The organism is Pseudoalteromonas sp. J2K-J599 (assembly GCF_059295115.2).
Window position 1 is genome coordinate 587,545 of the sequence record NZ_CM200272.1, and the last position, 19,406, is coordinate 606,950.

The window sequence follows — 19,406 nt, forward strand, 5'->3', positions numbered from 1 at the left end:
TGTAATTACGCGATAAGTATTTTCGCGTGTGCACTGATTGATTATGTAGATTGCGGTCAATGTTAATACTCGAGCAATTACCATCTAAAACTATTAAGTCAAAAATATAAAAGGAATAATTAATAATGAAAGGTGCTGGTGGAAGCTTTGGTGGTATTGGGCATTTTTTTATTGGTTTAATTATGATGTGCGGTGGCTTTTATATGCTGCTAAATTCAATTTCGGTGACTTCTAATTTTGGACTAAGTTCTCGCATTTATAGTGTTAATGCTTTAGGTGGCTTTGGCGTTACAGGCGGCATGGTTATGATCCCGTTTATTTTTGGTGTAGGTCTGATTTTTTATAATTCTAAAAATATTTTAGGCTGGGTGCTATCTCTTGGCTCGTTAACCGCACTCATATTTGGCGTTATATCGAGTGTTCGATTTAGTATGCGAACTATGACGTCGTTTGATTTGATTGTTATTATAATTTTAGCGTTTGGCGGCTTAGGGCTGTTTTTACGTTCGCTTAAATCTATTGATACTTAAATAATTACCACGCTTTGTTTTAAATACAATTTTAATTATAGGCATTTAACATGATGTTCTAATGCCTAAGCTAATACATTAATAATGTAATCCTTCCTATTTACTGTTTAACCAGTAACGTATTTTAAAGAGATTTATGTGAACAACTCAATACAGCTAAAACTAATTGCTACTCATCTATTAGCACAAAGAGAAGAAAACCCAGCGCGTTCAAACTTTCCTAAAGAGTTAGTACTAGACTCGACTGACGATGCGATAGAAGTACAAAAGTTGATGATTTATTTAAATGATCAAACCGTATATGGCTGGAAGTGTATGCTGCCTTTAGATGATGGCTCAATTATATTAGCGCCTCTTTTACATGCACCTATAAAACAAGCTGAAAATTGCCCACTGTATACAACAAATAACAAAGCGCTTGTTGAACCAGAAATTGCATTTATTTTGCAAAGCGATTTACCAAGTAATAAAACCTATAAAAATGAAGACGTGGATACTGCATTTGCCAGCGCCCACTTGGCACTTGAGCTTATCCAAAAAAGGTTTGATGAAGACACTCCAAGCACGCACATTGAAAAGCTGGCCGATGGCCTATCTAATCAAGGCGTGTATTTAGGCCCACAAATAGATAAAGCCAAAGCGTATAACGCAAGTACTGTAAATATTAACGTTAAGCAAACTGAGCTGGAGTTAAACTTGGTAGGTGTGCACCCTGCAGAACTTGCGCAGCTTCCACTTTATTGGGCGGTTAATTACTTATCAGCAAAGGGAATTAACTTAAAAGCAGGGCAAGTGTTTATAACAGGTTCTTACTGTGGCGTGGTTGAGCTTAATACTAATGAGCAAACATGTATTACATATGAAGATTTAAATACATTTAATGTGACATTTTTATCCCATTAAGCGAAGTACTCATTTTAACGGTCATAATAAAAACAACCCACTAATTAGTGGGTTGTTTTTATTTGGCTAAATTTTAATTATTTGATTTTAGAGAGTAGTGCGGGATTTATTACGAGATTTCGTACGCCGTGGGCATGATCTTCATTAAAGGTGTTACTTTCACACCATTTACCAACACTGTTTATATCAACCTTTGCCACTTTTGGTTTAACTGACCATGTTACTTGAAAAGGAGAGCCTGCTTCGTTGTAACTCGGGCCAGTAGTTGAACCGCTATAAACAACAGGTTTACCCGTATTTGTCGGTGTAGCAATAGCTTGATAGTAACCATTAACAGATGACACGGCGCTTATTTGAGCAAAATCAAGTGCGTTAGCATCGTTTACTAATACATATACTTGAGCTTCAACACGTAGTTGCGGATTTTTAATCGAATCACTTAAACAACTCCCCAAGGTAGGGCCTGGTTTTACAATTGCTGACGTATGAACGTTATGCACCTCAATGGTATCGCCAACTAAAAGCGCGCCGTGATGGCTCGGACAAATTTCAATTTTTGCTGGTTTACTTTCACTTTTAGTTAAAGAGCCTGAATATAAGTAGCCACTTTTAAAGCCTTTTCCATTACCATTTCCTGCATATTTGCTAAATTCGCCACCGGCGTGTTCAGCATTTTTATGAAAGTGTATATTACATAAATTCATATTTGATGAAGTTGGGGCATGAGAGAAAACTGCCGTGTTTTCGCCTTTATAATTATCAATATTGCGTGGAGATTGTGGCCCAAAACCTTTATTAGCGGTGTTTTTAGCAAGCGCTGCACGCTGTATTTTTATTATGTCGTCATTTACTATTTCGTGGTTAGCTTTAGCTAGTGTATTAAAAGACAGGATAGTGATTACAGCAGAAATTACACTTATTTGTGTTTTGATTGTCATTGAGTCAGTGCCTTTAAATTATATTTTGCGTAACAATTAAGTTAACAGCTCTTGTTTTTCGTCAAATAATCCTAAAATAATTAAACTAATGCAAAACTATTTAATAGATAAATCGTATTTTAAAATAAGTGCATCTATATAGCGGGTGCGTAATGTATGTTGTTTTTCATGATCGGCGCCATGCCCTAGCGCTTTGTTTAAAAGCTTTATGGCGGGGTGTAATAGCGCTCTTTCTTCTTGGTTTAAACTCGCTTTACTGCGCAGTTCTGTAATGTCGTCAACTAGTAGCCTGCCAATATCTACCGAGACTATTTCATCTATTAATCCATTTTGAGTAAGTACGCCATATTTACTGCATAAAAACTGTTGCCAAACTTGCTGTAAGTGCTCGTCTATTTCACAGCCAAATAGCTCTTCGCTAAACGTAAATCCTTGCTGAGCGAGTTTAGTTAGGCTTGCAGTATATTGCTGCGCAAAATAATTAAAAGCATGGCTTGATGATTCTATTTTTTGTTTTAAAAGACCTTGCCCCCAATTAACACAGCCGCGCGGATAATAGTCGTCATATTCTTCGCATTCATACAAACCCGAATATGAGCTGCAGCTAAGTTGACTTTTAATACAGTAACTTGGTTTGGGGAACACACTTCGCTCTTGCCAAGCTAAAAGTGTATCTGCATCTATGTTTAATGCTTGGCACAGTTCATCGGTGTTATAAAAATGAGTTGCTAAGTAGTCAGATAAACGCATAAAGCCTCTGGTATCGTTAAAATAAAATACTGTTTATATATACAGTTATTCATTTTGTATTACCAAACTCAATAACACAAGCGATTTTATAATTAAATGTGCGCTTATACCTCCAAAAATACCGGCAAGTATGTTACAAATAGCGCAAGTTTTATAAATAATGAATTTTTATGCGCACCCTAGACCAAATTAAACAAGCAAGCCTTATTACAGCTATTAAAACGCCATATTTAGCAAACGGTGAAATTGATCTCGCAAAGTACGATGAACTCGTTGAAATACAAATTGCAGCGGGCGTTGATGGCATCGTAGTCGGTGGCACAACAGGCGAAGGCCAGTTAATGAACTGGGAAGAGCATTTAATGCTTATAGCGCACAGTGCAAACAAATATGGTGACAAACTGGTTATTGTTGGTAATACCGGTAGTAACAACACCCGTGAAGCGATTAAAGCAACTAAATATGGCTTTGCCAGCGGTATGGATGCAGCACTGCAAATTAACCCATATTACGGACGTACGTCAATCGCGGGTGTTAAAGAGCACTTTAAACGCGTACTTGATATTGGACCTGCCTTTATTTACAACGTAGCAGGTCGCACAGGTCAAGACCTAACACCTGATATTATTGAACCATTAGCACAGCATTCGAACCTAATTGGTATTAAAGAATGTGGCGGCAATGAGCGCATTGCACACTATGAGCAGCAAGGCATTGCGTGTTGGTCTGGTAACGACGATGAAGCACACGACGCTCGTCATGTACACAAAGCTCACGGTGTTATTTCGGTTACTTCTAACCTTATTCCTGGGTTGTTTCGCCAATTAATGGATACTAAAAATGATGAGTTAAATACGTCATTACAACCATTAATGAACTGGTTGTTCTGTGAGCCAAACCCTATTGCTATTAACACTGCGATGATGATGACAGGTGCAGTAAATCCAGTATTTAGATTACCGTATTTACCGCTTAGTGATGAGCAACAAAAAGTAGGTTTGCCATTAATAAATGAGCTTAACGAACGTGAAGTTGTCGGTGGTAAAGCACAGTTATTAAAACAAAATGAGGTATTAACGCTTTCTTGAGTTGATAATCAATATTTTAATGACTTAACAAACTAATTTTTAGCTTTTAATCCAGTTTAAAGCTAACTGTTGACTCGTTTTTGCTGTATAATTTGCGACCCTTGATAATGTGGCCGTAGGTTATACAGCATGAATTTTAAATCTTTTAGTTTCGCTCCTGAAATCATCCAGGCGTTGGACGAACTTAACTATCACACTCTTACGCCCATTCAGCGCGCAGCAATCCCTGCTGTTCGTAAAGGTAAAGACGTTTTAGCCAGTGCACAAACTGGTACCGGCAAAACTGCCGCGTTTGCTTTACCTATCATCCAAAAATTGGTTGAGTCTGAACTCAGCACAACGAATGCACCTCATGCGTTAGTACTTGCGCCAACGCGTGAACTTGCAGAACAAATTGCAAATAATTTTAGAGATTTTGCAAAGCATACATCACTTAAAGTCGTTAGTTTATTTGGTGGCGTTAGTACCGCCGGCCAAGCAAATGCTTTAAAAGAAGGTGTAGATATTGTTGTTGCAACGCCAGGTCGTTTATTTGATCATATTCGCTTAGGTAACTTAAGCCTTGCAAGTGTAAAACACCTTGTTCTTGATGAAGCCGACCGTATGCTTGATATGGGCTTTATTGAAGACATGCAAAACGTGATTAAAAGCTGTGCAGAAGAGCGCCAGATTTTACTTTTCTCTGCTACTTTCCCTGCAGCAATTAAACAATTTGCATCTAAAGTATTAAAACAAGCTGAAATAGTGCGTGTTGATCAAACTAACAGTACAGCAAGTACTGTTGAGCATGTTGTTTACCCAGTTGAAGAACGTCGTAAGCAAGAGCTACTTTCTGAATTGATTGGTAAGAAAAACTGGCAACAAGTGCTTGTATTTGTAAACATGAAAGAAACGGCTGACGAGCTTGTTAAAGAGCTTAACCTTGATGGTATTCTGGGGGGCGTTTGCCACGGTGACAAATCTCAAGGTAACCGTCGTCGTGCTTTACGTGAATTTAAAGAAGGCAAAGTACGTGTATTAGTAGCTACAGAAGTGGCTGCTCGCGGTATTGATATTGATGGTTTACCTCGCGTTATTAATATTGATTTACCTTGGCTTGCAGAAGATTACGTTCACCGTATTGGCCGTACAGGTCGTGCTGGTCGCCAAGGTCAAGCAATCTCATTTGTTAGCCGCGAAGAAGAAAACACTTTGTTTGAAATTGAAACGTTAATCGGTCAAAAAATCAAACGTGTATATTTAGAAGGTTACGAAGTAAGTAACCGTGAAGTACTAATTGATAAAATTGGTAAAAAACCAGCGCATTTACGCCGTACACGTTCTAACAAGTTATCAGGACAAGCAACCGGTGAAGCGAGAGCAGTAAATCGCTCACGTATTTCAAGCGTTCGTAAAAGCTTAAAAGGCGAAAAACTGTCACTTAAAAAGTCATAGTTAACGCCGTTTAGTTTAAAAAACCTGAGTTTACTCAGGTTTTTTTGTGCCTGATGATAACACCTCATCAATAATATTTGCGTATAAATAAGCCGCTTGCTCGTCCTCTTTATTTGCTATTATGGACAAACCAACAGGTAAACCACTTACTTTTCCGACAGGTAGGGTTATGTGCGTTGTGCCTGCAATAGCAGATAACGAACTACTACTGCCATTAAAATTATCACCATTAACTAAGTCTGTTTTCCAGGCGGGTGATACTGTAGGCGCTATAACAATATCAAGCTTGTTGTTTTTATATACATTAACAATGGCTGTCGTTGCTAAAGTTCGATAGCGTTCTTTAGTCTCTTGGTATTTTTGTTTGTTAGTTAAATCAATAGCCTGCGATTTAACTAGGATATCTTGCTTAAAGTGGGGCATTTCTGTATTTTTATTTTGAATATTAAAATTAATAAGTGCTTTTAGGCTTTTAACAGCTACTTGTGCGGGAGTGCTTGCGAGGTAGTGATTAATTTCAGCTTTAAAGTCGTAAAGTAAAATATAGTATTCATCAACAAATAGCGTATCTAAGTTATCAGTAATATCTACATTAATAACAGTGTGCCCAGCCTGTTTTAATGCTTGTAACTGCTTGGCATAAAGGCGCTGCGTTTCAATTGTAAATTTATCGCTAGGTAGCGCACCAATAATAAGTGACGATTTTGATTTTAGATTACCTGCTTTTAATTCAAACCCTGTAGTTGTTGCATCAAGGGGGTCCTCACCTTGCAAAACCGACAAAACCAGCAGTGCATCTTTAAGTGAATGCGCCATCGGCCCTAATGAATCTTGACTACTAGAAAGAGGCACAACACCTGAGCGTGATACTTGGCCCATACTCGGTTTTATTGCATAAACTCCATTTACTGAGGCAGGGCACGTAATTGAACCGTCTGTTTCAGTCCCTAATGCTATGGGCGCAAAGTTAAGTGCGACTGCCACAGCAGAGCCTGCACTAGAACCACATGGATTACGTGTTACATCGTGCGCATTATGTGTTTGTCCGCCTACGGCACTCCAGCCTGACGATGAATAGGATGAACGAAAATTTGCCCATTCACTTAAATTAGCTTTGCCTAAAATTATAGCGCCCGCATTACGTAGTTGTTTAACAACAAAAGCATCATTATTAGTAACGTTATTTTTAAGTGCTAAAGAGCCAGCCGTTGTGGGAAGTGTGCCCTTCGTTTCTATATTATCTTTAAGAAGTACAGGTATTCCGTGTAATGGACCTGCCCAAGAGCCTTTGGCGGCAAGTTCATCTAACGTTTTAGCTTGAGCAATAGCTGTAGGTTCAATACTAATAACTGCATTGTATTGTGGGTTAAGTTTATTAATTCGCTCTATATAACTTTGGGTGAGTTGCTGTGCATTAATAGAGTTATTTTTATATGCAGTGTGGATTTCATCGATGGTTTTTAGCTCTTGTGCTTTAGCGTTAAAAATTGCTAATACAATAAGCAACGAAAAGGTAAATGTTTTGATCATTGTTGAGGTGCTTGAGGTGTTATTATTTTCTATACATTTAGCACAAAAAAACCTCACAAAGTGAGGCTTTTCGATAAACAGCTTAAAAAAGAGGTTTAAGCGTTTTCTAACATAGACAGTGCGACTGCTTCAGCTGCTTTAATACCATCAATACCCGCTGATAAAATACCGCCAGCGTAACCTGCGCCTTCACCTGCAGGGTAAAGCCCTTTGGTGTTAATACTTTGGAATGTTTTATCACGCTTAATGCTAATAGGCGACGAAGTACGTGTTTCAACGCCGGTTAATAAACCGTCGTTAGTTGAAAAACCACGAATTTGTTTATTAAACGCTGGTATCGCTTCGCGAAGAGCATCAATTGCAAATTGTGGTAACACTTTGCTCAAGTCAGTTAACTTAATACCAGGTGTGTAAGAGGGTTGTACTTCACCTAAGTCTGCTGATGATTTACCTTTTAAGAAATCTCCAATTAACTGGGCTGGTGCATCATAGTTGCTACCGCCAAGCTCATACGCTTGCTCTTCAAGTTTGCGTTGTAAGTCTATTCCAGCAAGTGGATTACCTGGAAAATCTTGCTCCGGTGATATGCCTACCACAATAGCGCTGTTAGCGTTGCGCTCACTTCGTGAATATTGGCTCATACCATTGGTAACAACGCGGCCTTCTTCAGAGGTTGCCGCGACTACTGTGCCACCTGGGCACATACAAAAGCTGTAAACGGTGCGGCCATTGTCGCAGTGATGAACAAGTTTATAATCGGCAGAGCCCAAAATTGGGTTTCCTGCATTTGAGCCAAAACGACATTCATCGATCATAGATTGTTTATGTTCGATTCTAAAACCGACTGAAAATGGCTTTGCTTCAACATAAATCCCTTTTTTGTGGATCATATCAAACGTGTCACGTGCGCTGTGGCCAACGGCTAATACAACATGGCGAGTGTTTAGCTTCTCGCCATTTGAAAGCGTTAAACCTGTTACTTGCCCGTCATCTAAATGAATATCATCAACACGTGTGCTAAAGCGAATTTCGCCGCCGAGTTCTATTATACGAGCGCGCATTTTTTCAATCATGGTGACAAGTTTAAACGTACCAATGTGTGGCTTACTTACGTATAAAATTTCATCGGGTGCGCCTGCTTCTACAAATTCAGTAATGACTTTTCGGCCATAATGCTTTGGATCTTTTACTTGGCTGTATAACTTACCGTCTGAGAATGTACCTGCGCCACCTTCACCAAATTGTACATTTGATTCTGTATTAAGTGTGCGTTTACGCCAAAAGCCAAACGTGTCTTTTGTACGTTCACGTACTTCTTTACCGCGCTCTAATATAATGGGTTTAAAGCCCATTTGAGCAAGTAATAAGCCCGCAAATAAACCACAAGGACCAAAACCAATCACGACAGGGCGCTCTTTGATATTATTGTTAGCTTGGGCTACAAATTTATAACTTGTGTCTGGTGCTACTTTTACATGCTGGTCTTTTTCAAATGCTGCGAGTAGCTCGGCTTCGTTATCAACTTCTATATCGAGTGTATAAATAAGTAAAATAGCTGATTTTTTACGTGCATCATAACCACGTTTAAACACATTAAAACTGTGCAATTGTTCAGGTTGGATTTTTAGTTTATTTACAATTGCTTGACCAATTGCGTCTTCGTCATGATCAAGTGGCAGCTTTATTTCGGTTAAACGTATCATTTATATCTCTTTTAGGTGTCATAGCGGGGTATTATTACCGCTCACAATAAGGGGATGCAGGGCACAACGAGTGTGCAAACATTAGGCGCGCATTTTACGTTAAAATAGCCTGATATGGCACTTATTTATTGTATTTTTGGAGTGGATGGGTATGATCCACAACTGTTGTTCAAAATCTTAGGTATTAAAATAGTATGGCGTTTGTTGTCACCGAAAATTGTATAAAATGTAAGTACACCGATTGCGTATCAGTGTGCCCAGCAGATGCATTTTTTGAAGGCCCTAATTTTTTAGCAATTAGCCCGATTGATTGTATTGATTGTGGCTTATGTGTCCCTGAGTGTTCAGCTGATGCGATATACCAAGAAGATGAGCTACCAGAGTCTCAAAAAGAGTTTACTGAATTGAATGCTGAACTTGCACTGGTCTGGCCGCGCATTACAGAGGTTAAACCTGCACCAGAGGACGCTGATGTATGGAATGGCATAGACGATAAGCTTAAACTACTCGAAACGTAATATATAACAATTAGTTACTCCTTTATCATTAAATAGTTAATTTTTCATTTCAAAGTATTAACAAATGTACCTGGATAAATTACAATCCTCAGCTTAAGTTGCTCCTTATGAGTAATTACAGTCTAAATGGATGTTTATGCAGTACTTTATAACTATAATAAAAAAGTTAACCTTCCTATTTTTAAGTTTCGCTTTATTACTTTCAAGCCTAGATGTAGCGGCTAAAAAACAGCAAGTATCCTTGTCCCGTATTAATTCAAATATCACCGTTGATGGTGTTATGGATGAGGCGCACTGGCAAAATGCAACACGTATATCTTTACTCTACCAAGATGAGCCTAACGAAAAAGGCACACCCCCTGTAAAAACTGATGCCTTTATTTACGAAGATGGCACTAACTTATATGTTGCCTATGTTGCACAAGACCCAGACCCCACGCAAATTCGTGCATCACTTCGTGATCGCGATACGCTATGGGAAGACGACGTAGTTATTCTTGTTATTGATACATTTAATGATGAACGCAGTGGTTATGAATTCCATGTGAACCCGCTGGGCGCGCAAGGCGATATACGAATGACAGACACTGATGGCTGGAGCTCTGATACCTCATGGAATGCTATTTGGGATAGCGCAGGGCAAATTAACGAACAAGGTTATGTTGTTGAAATGCGTATTCCTTTTAAAGCACTACGTTTCCCCGAAAATCAAAATGAGCTAACGTGGGGTTTTTCTGTAATGAGAAACTATCAACGTGATGTGCTATATCAGCTATCAAATATGGGGTTTGATAGAAATGTGAAATGCAGCCTTTGCCAGTTTGATAAGTTAGTTGGCTTTAGTGACATTGAATCAAGTAAAAATATCCAATTAACACCTACATTAACCACACTGCGTAACGATAATAAATCTGCGTTGCCAGGTGATTGGGATAAGGGTGATATAGATACTGAAGTGGGCTTAGATTTACGCTGGGGTTTAACAAAAGATGCTGTTTTAAACGCGACAATTAATCCTGATTTTTCGCAAGTAGAAACTGACTCTTTAGAGCTTGATGTAAATACAACCTTCTCAATTTATTACGCTGAAAAACGTCCTTTCTTTTTAGATGGTGCTTCTTACTTTAAAAGTAGCTTATTTGAGCTTTTATACACACGTACAATTGCAGAGCCTACTTTAGGTGCAAAGCTGACGGGTAAAACGGGTGATCATAGTTATGCGCTAATGCTAGCTGATGACGACAATAGTAATATTTTACTGCCAACGAATCAGGGCTCTGGCTTTGCAAGCTTAAACGAAAAAACGAATGCAGCCGCAGGGCGTTATCAATATGACTTAGGTCAGCAAGGTACTATTGGTATTTCAAGCACGCACAGAGAAAGTGATGACTATCACAACACTGTATTATCAGTGGATGGTACCTACTGGTTTAATCAATCGGATACTCTTTTGTATCAAGTGTCATCTGCTGATACTCGTAACTCTGAATTTTTAATTCAAAACTATAACTTATCTGAAACTCAATCAGATGAAGCTTATGCTCTAGAACTTACCCGCGATAAACGTGATTACAAATTATTTGCATCTTATGAAAATATTGGGCAGGACTACCGCACTGATTTAGGTTATCAAGCTAAAGTCGATTATGAAAAAGTAGGCTTTGGTGGCGGACAAACATGGTACAGAGATGAGTCTGATTTACTTACCTCGTGGTCATACGAAGCTGACTGGGATAAAACGTGGGCACAAAATGGCGACTTACTTGAAGAAGAGTACGAAGGCTTTTTGAGTTTTAAAGGTCAAAAACAATCTATTTTTGAAATTGGTTTAGTACACCGTTATGAAAATTATAATGACAATTTTTATAATCAAAATATTGGTTACATTTATACGGGCTTTAAACCCACTAAAGATTTAAAGTTATCATTATATGTTGAATACGCTAGCCGCATTGATTATGCAAATGAGCAATTAGGCGATGCGTTTGACACCCAAACCCAAATGGTGTGGGACATTAACGACCATTGGCAGCTCGATGTAAAACATAACTACAGCCAATTAGATAACCCACAAGGGGAGCGTGTATTTACAGCTAACTTAGTTGATTTTAGGCTTCATTATAAATTTAGTATGCGTTCAATTCTTAAGCTTATTTTACAATTTGAAGATATTGATAGAGACGAAAATGCCTACTTTTATCAAGTTAGCCAAATTAACAAAGACTATGGTAGTCAGCTTGTTTACTCATATAAAATTAATGCGCAAACACTGTTTTATTTGGGTTACTCAGATAGAGGTTACCAAGACGATTCACTTAAAAATATTGAGCGGGATCAACGTACCTTATTTACAAAAGTTAGCTATGCATGGCAGCTTTAAACATTAATAATAACTTTATTAGCGATAATTCTTACTAGTTTGAGTAGCAATGCATAATGCGCAAGAATAATTTTTTAAATGATGTACGACAGCGGAGCAAATGCGATTAAGGTTGAGTAAATATAAGTACTTAAAGCTGTAGTGGTGAGGCATAGATTAATGCGGCAAAAAAAACGACAAAGCTTATATACCGAATGTATTAAATTTTAAACAATTGAAACGTTTTTGTTTATTTTTATTAATCCCATCTATACTATATGTAGATATAGTTAGTTAATCCATTATCGTTACAATTTTTTGTTATTCTAATGGCTTAGGGTTATATCAATGCTTGCGTAGTACTAAATGCAAGCGATATAATCCGCTTTTGGTAATAGGTTTGATAGGAGAAGCAAAATAGATGGATTTTTTTATGAATAAACTTAAGCCGCTCGGTTTTATTTTCTTAATCATAGTTCTATTTTGTTTCTGCATAAACATAGAGTTAACTAATCAGATCAACCGTATAAATCTATTTCAGACTAATATTGATATACGAAGTTTCGAGATCACGAATACCTCCCTTGATATGGCTCCTTGGTATAATCCCATTTTAAATGGCCATTATATAATTGAGCAGCCAACAGCTGATTTTTTACTTATCAAAACCACTGATACCCAATTTGTAGCCGCTGATTCTAATAAGTTAATCATGATGACACTCTCATCACCCATGAACTTTTTATTTTTATGTATATTGATATTTGGCTCAGGTATCTACTTACGTAGAGAACGTAGAAAACGTCATTATAAAAATCAAATAGCGGAGCTTAACCGCCAAGCCAATAGTTTACTTACGGCGTTTAATTTACAAGTTACACCGCCAGAGAATCCGTTGGGTGTAAGCAGCTTAAGCCAATCTATAAATAGCTTAAATTCACATGTAGTTAATTATGTAAAACAAACTCAAACAAGTATTTGCCAAGATAAACTGACGCAGTTAATTGACCGCCATGCATATATTGAACACATAGACAGACAAATAAATCATGCTAATCAGGAAGATCTCAAGTGTGCGCTTCTATTTATCGACTTGGATGGCTTTAAACAAGTAAATGACTCGTTTGGCCACAGTTTTGGTGATGAGATATTAGTTCAAGTGGCCAGTCGACTTGCAAATGTTTTACGTCACCATAAGTTAAGCAATATTAATAGCGCTAACCAATTAGAGCAAAATTTATCAAGGTTAGGAGGGGACGAATTCTCCATATTTATAGAACTACTTGATGATAGCGACAGAGTTGTTGAAATTGCAAAGCACGTGCTAAGTGAGCTTGAAAAAGACTTTGTGCTTGGTAATAAAATAGTAAAAATTAGTGCCAGCATTGGTATTGCGGCTTACCCAGAAAGTGCATCAACGCCTCAAGCGCTTTTACAATTAGCCGATGTAGCTATGTATAGAGCTAAAAGTGATGGTAAGGGAATATTTAAAGTTTACTCGCCAGAAATGGGTAACAAAATGCGCCGTTACCATTATTTACTCGAAGAATTGCGTTTAGCGCTCGCGTGTAAAGATTTTTACTTATCTTTTCAGCCAATTGTGCATGTTGAAGATTGTATGATTGATTATTTTGAAGCTCTTGCACGCTGGGACCACCCAGTTGAGGGTATGATCCCACCTTCAGAATTTATTCCAATAGCAGAAGAGTCTAATTTAATATTAGAGCTTGGCGATTGGATTATGCTTGAATCGTGTCGGCAAATGGCCGCATGGCATAATGCAGGTATGCGCAAAGTAAAAATATCAGTTAACGTTTCGGGCATTCAGTTAAAGCACCGCGATATTTATGATTGGATAATGAAGAAACTAAAAAAAACCGGCTTACCGGCGACGTCTTTAATGCTTGAAATTACCGAATCAACATTTATCCAAGCCAGCCCTAAAATAATTAAAGAGCTAACTAGACTAAGAGAAGAAGGCATCACTATTGCAATTGATGACTTTGGTACCGGTTTTAGCTCGTTAAGTACATTAGCGGATTTACCAATTGATGTTATTAAAATTGATCGCTCGTTTATAGCACAAGCCAATAAAAGCCAAAAATACAATGACATATTAAATACAATTAGTGAACTTGGACAAAAGCTGGGCCTTAAAATTGTAGCTGAGGGCGTTGAAGAAATAGGGCAGTTTGAGCTTGTTAAAAAAATGGGGGTGAGCTCTGTTCAGGGGTACTTAGTAAGCCGACCTGAGTCATCAGCTAATGTAGGCAATAAAGTATTACGTAATAACACCAGCAATCTTTCTGCATCGGGTACAAGTGCGTGGGATATTGTTAGTTAGTTAGTTAGTTAGTTAGTTTACAAATAAAAATGCCACTCTAAATAGAGTGGCATTTTTGTTTACTCAGTAATTGATGTATTAAAGATCAAATGTGCGTGAAACAGCAAGTACAATACGCTCATCAGCATAATCGTAATCTAAGCTAGTGTTTTCAGCAGCCACTTCAATACCAAAACCTTCGTAGCTTGTTTGATAAGCTAGGCGGTAGTGCTTGTACGATTTTTTCTGGTTTGTATCCCAAGCCCACTTTTCACCATCAAGTGAGTTTGAAATATCAAAACTTGCACGTAGTGCGTGATTTGGAGCTAGTTCATACGTGTGAGCAACCATTGAAATTACATGACCCGCACCTGTTCCAAAGTAATCCCAGCTATACCAAAAGTTAAGCTCAGTTTGGCCGTATTCACTTGCATAACCAAACTTAGTGTAAGCTTCAGCGTAGTTACCGTCACTGTTATTACCTTGATAAGTGTAATAAGCAATACCGTAATCAACGCTAAATTGCTCATCAAGTTGTACATATTTACCTAAGTAAGCATCAAGCTCAAAATCAGTGTCGTCACCAAAATCTACGTTTGAAGCCCAAACACCAGCGTAAACACCACTATCAAAGGCATAATCTAAGCTGCCTTGAATTGCAGGGTCGCTATCGGTCTGTGTCACACCATTAAAAGTGTAGTCAGACGCTGCAGTGATTGTTGTTGACCAATCAGCTGCTGCTGTTGTTGATAAAAGTGCAAATGGTAGTGCTACTACAAGTTGTTTTAGTTTGTTATTCATTATTAATCCCTAGTGTACTGTGTCTATTTTTGTGTAATCAATTGCATTTGCTTTTGGTGAGCTATCTATATTCGTTACTGTTTTAAATTTACTGTAACCAATAAAGGCTGCACAGATAAAGAACAAGCCGATAACTAATGCGCCTACCCACTGAATTTGTAAAAATTCTAATTTAAACAATAGTGTAAGTAATGATAGAGCAACAACATTTCCGATTATGTATTTCATTTTGCCAAAACGCTTTACGGTAAAGTTTAGGTTATCTGTATATAAACGCACTAACGAATCAAGTGAGTTAATTACAAATACAATACCTACAAATACCATAGCGAAGTTTTTAATACCTTGAGTTGGGATGCCCGCTTCATGGTAGTGATAAAGTACGCTAAACCAAATCGCAATAGGAATAGAAGGGAAAATCAACATTGCACCTAATACTTGGTATGTTTTAAGTCCACCAACAAAGCGTGATGTAAATTGACCAATCATTATGCTCCACGCAAACCACCAGAATAAGTAAAACTCATGGTAATCATTAAGCGGTAAAACAAATTCATTAATGTTTGCAAAGTAAGTACCAATAGAACCTAAGTTATCTGTAAATGCTGACATTTGACTATCACCTATCACAAATGCGCCAGTCCACATAAAGGCGATTAAAGCTAAGAATAACCACGTAGTAGAAATACTTAAAATACGTACATATTTAATATCAGTACTTGAGTACACAGCAAAACAAATAGCCGCGAATACAATTAAGTAAAACTCAGAAACTATACTTGTTCCATCACCTAATTCGGGTAAATACCACGGTAGGTTTGTAAGCAGCAAATAAGCGGTAAATGCACATGTACCAATAATTACTACGTTATTGATAAATTTAACCCAAGGAATTTCGAAAAATTTCACTTTAGGTTCTATTACACAGAAATAAAAGCACGTAAGAAAGTAAAATCCCCAGATCAAAAATCCCCAGTAGCCAAACTCAATAGCCAGTGGATTTGCAAACGCGTATTCTGGGCTTGCTTTTATGTCTGCATAACCTGCAAACTCAGTTAAAGGAAACATAATAAGGCCAACATCTAGGCCAGAAGTAAATAGTATTGCTATAAACGTAAAGGTTCGAACTGGTGTTACACCTACTACGCGAACATTACCCCATTTAATTAAAATAGTGATAATAGCAAGTAAGGTAAAAATGATGCCTGCATTAAGCCATATAGTCATTGTTACCCTCCAGTAATGAATAAAAATAATTCATAAGCACTCCGTATTTTATTGTTTTATTCTCGCATTAACACAACGTAACCTATTTACATCGTGTGCCACTGCAAGGCACGCATTGGTTTAGCCCGACGAGACTAAACCTAAGCATGTGGCTAAAGTTAGATCTCCGTACTACGTTGTGTTTCTTGCCAGTTTGTTGTTATGGCAACATTCACATCCGATTTCTGTAATGGTTCTTTACCTAAAATTATGTCAGCTGCTTTTTCGGCAACCATAATAGTAGGCGCATTCAAGTTTCCGTTAGGAACTGTTGGGAATATAGATGAGTCAACAACACGTAGTCCTTCAATACCATGTACTTGCGTATTTGAATTAACAACGGCCATATCATCTTCACCCATTTTGCATGAGCAAGAAGGGTGGTAGGCACTTTCTACGGCTTGGCGTACAAAGGCATCTATTTCTTCATCTGTTTGAATATGTTTACCTGGTTGAATTTCTTCATCGCGGTATTCATCAAAGGCACTTTGTTCGATTATGTCGCGTGTTAAGCGAACGCACGCTCTAAAGCCTTCAATATCGTCTTGGTGTTCAAGGTAATTAAATAAAATGGTTGGTGGTTGCTCAGGGTTCGCAGAAGCAATAGTGACACTACCGCGACTTTTTGGTTTGTTATGACCAACATGTACCTGAAAACCATGACCTGCAAATGCACTTCTACCATCGTAACGCATAGCCGCTGGTAAAAAGTGATATTGAATATCTGGCCATTCAACCCCTGGTTTTGAGCGAATAAACGCACACGATTCAAAATGATTCGTTGCACCTAAACCCGAACGCGTTAATAACCAGCGCGCACCAATCAACCCTTTTGAAACAATGCCTAGTTTGCCATTAAGCGTGATAGGTTGCTTACACTTGTATTGAAAGTAAAACTCAAGATGATCTTGTAAGTTTTGACCTACACCTGGTAGATGATGCTGTACTTCAACGCCTGCTTTTTCAAGCGCTTGAGTATCACCAATACCAGAGAGTTGTAAAATATGTGGAGAGCCGATAGGGCCTGCACTTAATATAACGTCCTTTGCAGCATGTGCAGTTTTAACGTCGCCATTTACTTTGTATTCAATGCCAGTGGCTTTTTTACCATCTAAAATCACGCGCTGTGCTAGTGCACCTGTAATAATTGTTAAATTACTACGCGATTTAACAGGGTCTAAATACTCACGCGAAGCAGAGCTGCGCACGCCGTCTTTTACAGTCATGTGCATTGGGCCAAAACCCTCTTGCTGCGATGCATTATAATCATCTGTAGACGCGTAACCGGCTTGTACACCTGCTTTGATAAAGGTGCGGTAAAGCGGGTTTTTCATTTCGTTGCCGTTATTAACGCCAAGCGGGCCTTTGCCACCACGGTAAGTATTTTCACCAAGATAAAAGCTTTCTGCTTTTTGAAAATACGGTAAACACGATTGGTAATCCCAGCCGTTTGCACCGTGTTGCTGCCATTCGTCAAAATCTTTTGCATGGCCACGTACGTATACCATGCCGTTGATAGATGACGAGCCGCCTAATACTTTGCCTCGAGGACAATGCATCTCACGGTTATCTAAATGAGGCTCAGGCTGCGTATGAAACTGCCATGCATATTTGTCACTATTCATAGGAATAGATAACGCGGTTGGCATTTTTATAAAAATACTTTTATCACTACCGCCAGTTTCAAGTAGTAACACGCGGTTACTTGAATCTTCAGATAAACGGTTTGCTAAAACACAACCCGCCGAACCCGCGCCAACAATAATATAGTCGTAATGATTACTCATAGTAGGGCGCCTTAAAATGGGCTTTCTATGTCGGCCATACCAACATAAATAGACTTAGTTTGCGTGTATTGATCAAGAGTTTGTATACCATTTTCACGGCCAATACCCGATTGCTTATAACCGCCAACTGGCATTTCAGCAGGTGAGTTACCGTATGCATTAATCCAACAAATACCAGCTTGTAACTTGTGAATAACGCGGTGCGCACGTTTAATATCGCTAGTAAATACGCCTGCGGCCAAGCCTAGGTGGGTTGCGTTAGCGCGTGCAATAACATCGTCTTCGTCGTCAAAAACAAGCACGCTCATTACAGGGCCAAATATTTCTTCTTTAACGATTGTCATATCGTCGTTGCAATCAATGAACACAGTCGGTGCTACAAAATAGCCATTAGGTGCAGATTCAGGTGAAAGCGTTGTACCACCAGTTAATAGCGTTGCACCTTCTTCGATGCCTTTATTAACGTAGCTCATTACTAGTTCTTGGTGCTTTTTAGAGATAAGTGCGCCAAAGTTTGTATTTAAATCTTGTGGGTCGCCAGCAATAATGTTTTTCTCAGTGCGCGCTTTCAGCTCATCAATAAACTGCTGATATACATTTTTATGAACGTAAATACGTGTACAGTTAGTACAAATTTCGCCTTGCGTATAAAAGTTACCTAACATAGCAGCGCTAACCGCTTGCTCTATGTTGGCATCATCAAATACTAATAGTGGAGATTTACCACCAAGTTCCATCGTGACATCTTTTAACGTACCGGCAGCACTTGCCACTACTTTTTTACCTGTGCCTACTTCACCCGTAAACGATACTTTATCAATATCGCTATGCTGCGTTAGCCACTGGCCTACATCGCCTGCGCCTTGAACAACATTAAACACACCTGCAGGTACGCCAGCTTCAACAAATATTTCTGCAAGTTTAATTGCGCCAAGTGGTGTTTCTTCAGATGGTTTGAATATAAATGCATTACCAGCAGCAAGGGCAGGGCCCGACTTCCAACATGCAATTTGTAGTGGGTAGTTCCATGCACCTATACCCGCACAGATACCTAATGGCTCTTTACGTGTGTAGTAAAAGTCATCACCAACCATTTGTTGTTGGCCTACTTGTGCTGGCGCAAGGCCTGCAAAGTATTCAATTACATCAGCGCCGGTTTCAATATCAACACAATTAGCTTCTTGCATTGGTTTGCCGGTGTCGAGTACTTCTACAAGTGCTAGCTCATCATTGCGCTCGCGTAAAATAGCCACTGCTTTTAATAAAATACGACTACGTTCAATAGGTGTCATTGCTGACCACTGTGCAAAACCTTGCTTTGCACTGGCAATGGCTGCGTTTTGAATAAATTCGTCGGCAATTTCTACTGCGTAAATAACCTCACCCGTTGCTGGGTTTGTTACATCAAATGTTTTGCCGCTCTGGTTTGCAAGAAAATGGCCGTTAATAAAATTTTGATAGACAGGTGTAGTCACG

General features: G+C 38.6%; 15 protein-coding genes. 7 read left to right on the forward strand and 8 right to left on the reverse strand.

The genetic code is table 11. The annotated features are described in order from the left end of the window. Positions 1-125: 125 nt before the first annotated feature. Both AC5NT5_RS19430 and AC5NT5_RS19435 read left to right on the forward strand, forming a co-directional pair. Complete coding sequence (locus AC5NT5_RS19430; protein ID WP_494513506.1) at positions 126-530, forward strand: hypothetical protein; 405 nt, start codon at positions 126-128, stop codon at positions 528-530. Positions 531-668: 138 nt separating this feature from the next. Next, a complete protein-coding gene (locus AC5NT5_RS19435) occupies positions 669-1,433 on the forward strand; it encodes a 2-keto-4-pentenoate hydratase (protein ID WP_494513507.1) in 765 nt (254 codons plus the stop codon). A 77-nt stretch (positions 1,434-1,510) separates the two neighbouring features. Here the strand turns inward: AC5NT5_RS19435 and AC5NT5_RS19440 are convergent, their stop codons facing one another. Beyond that, positions 1,511-2,371 carry a delta-class carbonic anhydrase gene (locus AC5NT5_RS19440; protein WP_494513508.1) on the reverse strand — a complete coding sequence of 287 codons (861 nt, stop codon included), beginning with the start codon at positions 2,369-2,371 and terminating at the stop codon, positions 1,511-1,513. Positions 2,372-2,467: 96 nt separating this feature from the next. After that, positions 2,468-3,121: a DUF6058 family natural product biosynthesis protein gene (locus tag AC5NT5_RS19445; protein WP_138490422.1), complete on the reverse strand. Its 654-nt coding sequence runs from the start codon at positions 3,119-3,121 to the stop codon at positions 2,468-2,470. A gap of 170 nt (positions 3,122-3,291) precedes the next feature. Here AC5NT5_RS19445 and dapA point away from each other — a divergent pair, with 170 nt between their 5' ends. Both dapA and AC5NT5_RS19455 read left to right on the forward strand, forming a co-directional pair. Then, entirely contained in the window at positions 3,292-4,209 is a 918-nt protein-coding gene (dapA, locus tag AC5NT5_RS19450; protein WP_494513509.1) for a 4-hydroxy-tetrahydrodipicolinate synthase, read from the forward strand. Between the two features lie 129 nt (positions 4,210-4,338). Continuing rightward, positions 4,339-5,643 (forward strand): DEAD/DEAH box helicase, encoded by a 1,305-nt coding sequence (locus AC5NT5_RS19455; RefSeq protein ID WP_494513510.1) that lies wholly within the window; start codon positions 4,339-4,341, stop codon positions 5,641-5,643. A gap of 30 nt (positions 5,644-5,673) precedes the next feature. Here the strand turns inward: AC5NT5_RS19455 and AC5NT5_RS19460 are convergent, their stop codons facing one another. Further along, positions 5,674-7,173 (reverse strand): amidase family protein, encoded by a 1,500-nt coding sequence (locus AC5NT5_RS19460; protein WP_494513511.1) that lies wholly within the window; start codon positions 7,171-7,173, stop codon positions 5,674-5,676. Between the two features lie 95 nt (positions 7,174-7,268). Continuing rightward, on the reverse strand, positions 7,269-8,876 hold the full coding sequence (locus tag AC5NT5_RS19465) for an NAD(P)/FAD-dependent oxidoreductase (protein WP_494513512.1): 1,608 nt from the start codon (positions 8,874-8,876) through the stop codon (positions 7,269-7,271). A gap of 194 nt (positions 8,877-9,070) precedes the next feature. On the opposite strand from AC5NT5_RS19465, the gene fdxA reads away from it, so the two are divergent. The 3 genes from fdxA (at position 9,071) to AC5NT5_RS19480 (ending at position 14,097) form a co-directional block, all read left to right on the forward strand. Beyond that, on the forward strand, positions 9,071-9,394 hold the full coding sequence (fdxA, locus tag AC5NT5_RS19470; protein WP_002958626.1) for a ferredoxin FdxA: 324 nt from the start codon (positions 9,071-9,073) through the stop codon (positions 9,392-9,394). A 136-nt stretch (positions 9,395-9,530) separates the two neighbouring features. Continuing rightward, a complete protein-coding gene (locus tag AC5NT5_RS19475) occupies positions 9,531-11,774 on the forward strand; it encodes a carbohydrate binding family 9 domain-containing protein (protein ID WP_182671196.1) in 2,244 nt (747 codons plus the stop codon). Between the two features lie 568 nt (positions 11,775-12,342). Then, a complete protein-coding gene (locus AC5NT5_RS19480; RefSeq protein ID WP_404936367.1) occupies positions 12,343-14,097 on the forward strand; it encodes a putative bifunctional diguanylate cyclase/phosphodiesterase in 1,755 nt (584 codons plus the stop codon). A 78-nt stretch (positions 14,098-14,175) separates the two neighbouring features. Here the strand turns inward: AC5NT5_RS19480 and AC5NT5_RS19485 are convergent, their stop codons facing one another. The 4 genes from AC5NT5_RS19485 to betB all read right to left on the reverse strand — a co-directional run bounded on the left by AC5NT5_RS19485 (position 14,176) and on the right by betB (position 19,405). Then, entirely contained in the window at positions 14,176-14,877 is a 702-nt protein-coding gene (locus AC5NT5_RS19485) for a TorF family putative porin (RefSeq protein ID WP_024603578.1), read from the reverse strand. A 9-nt stretch (positions 14,878-14,886) separates the two neighbouring features. After that, on the reverse strand, positions 14,887-16,104 hold the full coding sequence (locus AC5NT5_RS19490) for a BCCT family transporter (RefSeq protein ID WP_188162324.1): 1,218 nt from the start codon (positions 16,102-16,104) through the stop codon (positions 14,887-14,889). 158 nt (positions 16,105-16,262) lie between these two features. Beyond that, on the reverse strand, positions 16,263-17,930 hold the full coding sequence (betA, locus tag AC5NT5_RS19495) for a choline dehydrogenase (protein ID WP_002958620.1): 1,668 nt from the start codon (positions 17,928-17,930) through the stop codon (positions 16,263-16,265). A gap of 11 nt (positions 17,931-17,941) precedes the next feature. Continuing rightward, complete coding sequence (gene betB, locus AC5NT5_RS19500) at positions 17,942-19,405, reverse strand: betaine-aldehyde dehydrogenase (RefSeq protein WP_182671200.1); 1,464 nt, start codon at positions 19,403-19,405, stop codon at positions 17,942-17,944. Between the last annotated feature and the right edge of the window lies 1 nt (position 19,406).

Coding starts and splice junctions, on each gene's coding strand:
- AC5NT5_RS19430 (WP_494513506.1), top strand. CDS start 126: ATGAAAGGTGCTGGTGGAAGCTTTGGTGGTATTGGGCATTTTTTTATT.
- AC5NT5_RS19440 (WP_494513508.1), bottom strand. CDS start 2,371: ATGACAATCAAAACACAAATAAGTGTAATTTCTGCTGTAATCACTATC.
- AC5NT5_RS19445 (WP_138490422.1), bottom strand. CDS start 3,121: ATGCGTTTATCTGACTACTTAGCAACTCATTTTTATAACACCGATGAA.
- dapA (WP_494513509.1), top strand. CDS start 3,292: ATGCGCACCCTAGACCAAATTAAACAAGCAAGCCTTATTACAGCTATT.
- AC5NT5_RS19455 (WP_494513510.1), top strand. CDS start 4,339: ATGAATTTTAAATCTTTTAGTTTCGCTCCTGAAATCATCCAGGCGTTG.
- AC5NT5_RS19460 (WP_494513511.1), bottom strand. CDS start 7,173: ATGATCAAAACATTTACCTTTTCGTTGCTTATTGTATTAGCAATTTTT.
- AC5NT5_RS19465 (WP_494513512.1), bottom strand. CDS start 8,876: ATGATACGTTTAACCGAAATAAAGCTGCCACTTGATCATGACGAAGAC.
- fdxA (WP_002958626.1), top strand. CDS start 9,071: ATGGCGTTTGTTGTCACCGAAAATTGTATAAAATGTAAGTACACCGAT.
- AC5NT5_RS19475 (WP_182671196.1), top strand. CDS start 9,531: ATGCAGTACTTTATAACTATAATAAAAAAGTTAACCTTCCTATTTTTA.
- AC5NT5_RS19480 (WP_404936367.1), top strand. CDS start 12,343: ATGGCTCCTTGGTATAATCCCATTTTAAATGGCCATTATATAATTGAG.
- AC5NT5_RS19485 (WP_024603578.1), bottom strand. CDS start 14,877: ATGAATAACAAACTAAAACAACTTGTAGTAGCACTACCATTTGCACTT.
- AC5NT5_RS19490 (WP_188162324.1), bottom strand. CDS start 16,104: ATGACTATATGGCTTAATGCAGGCATCATTTTTACCTTACTTGCTATT.
- betA (WP_002958620.1), bottom strand. CDS start 17,930: ATGAGTAATCATTACGACTATATTATTGTTGGCGCGGGTTCGGCGGGT.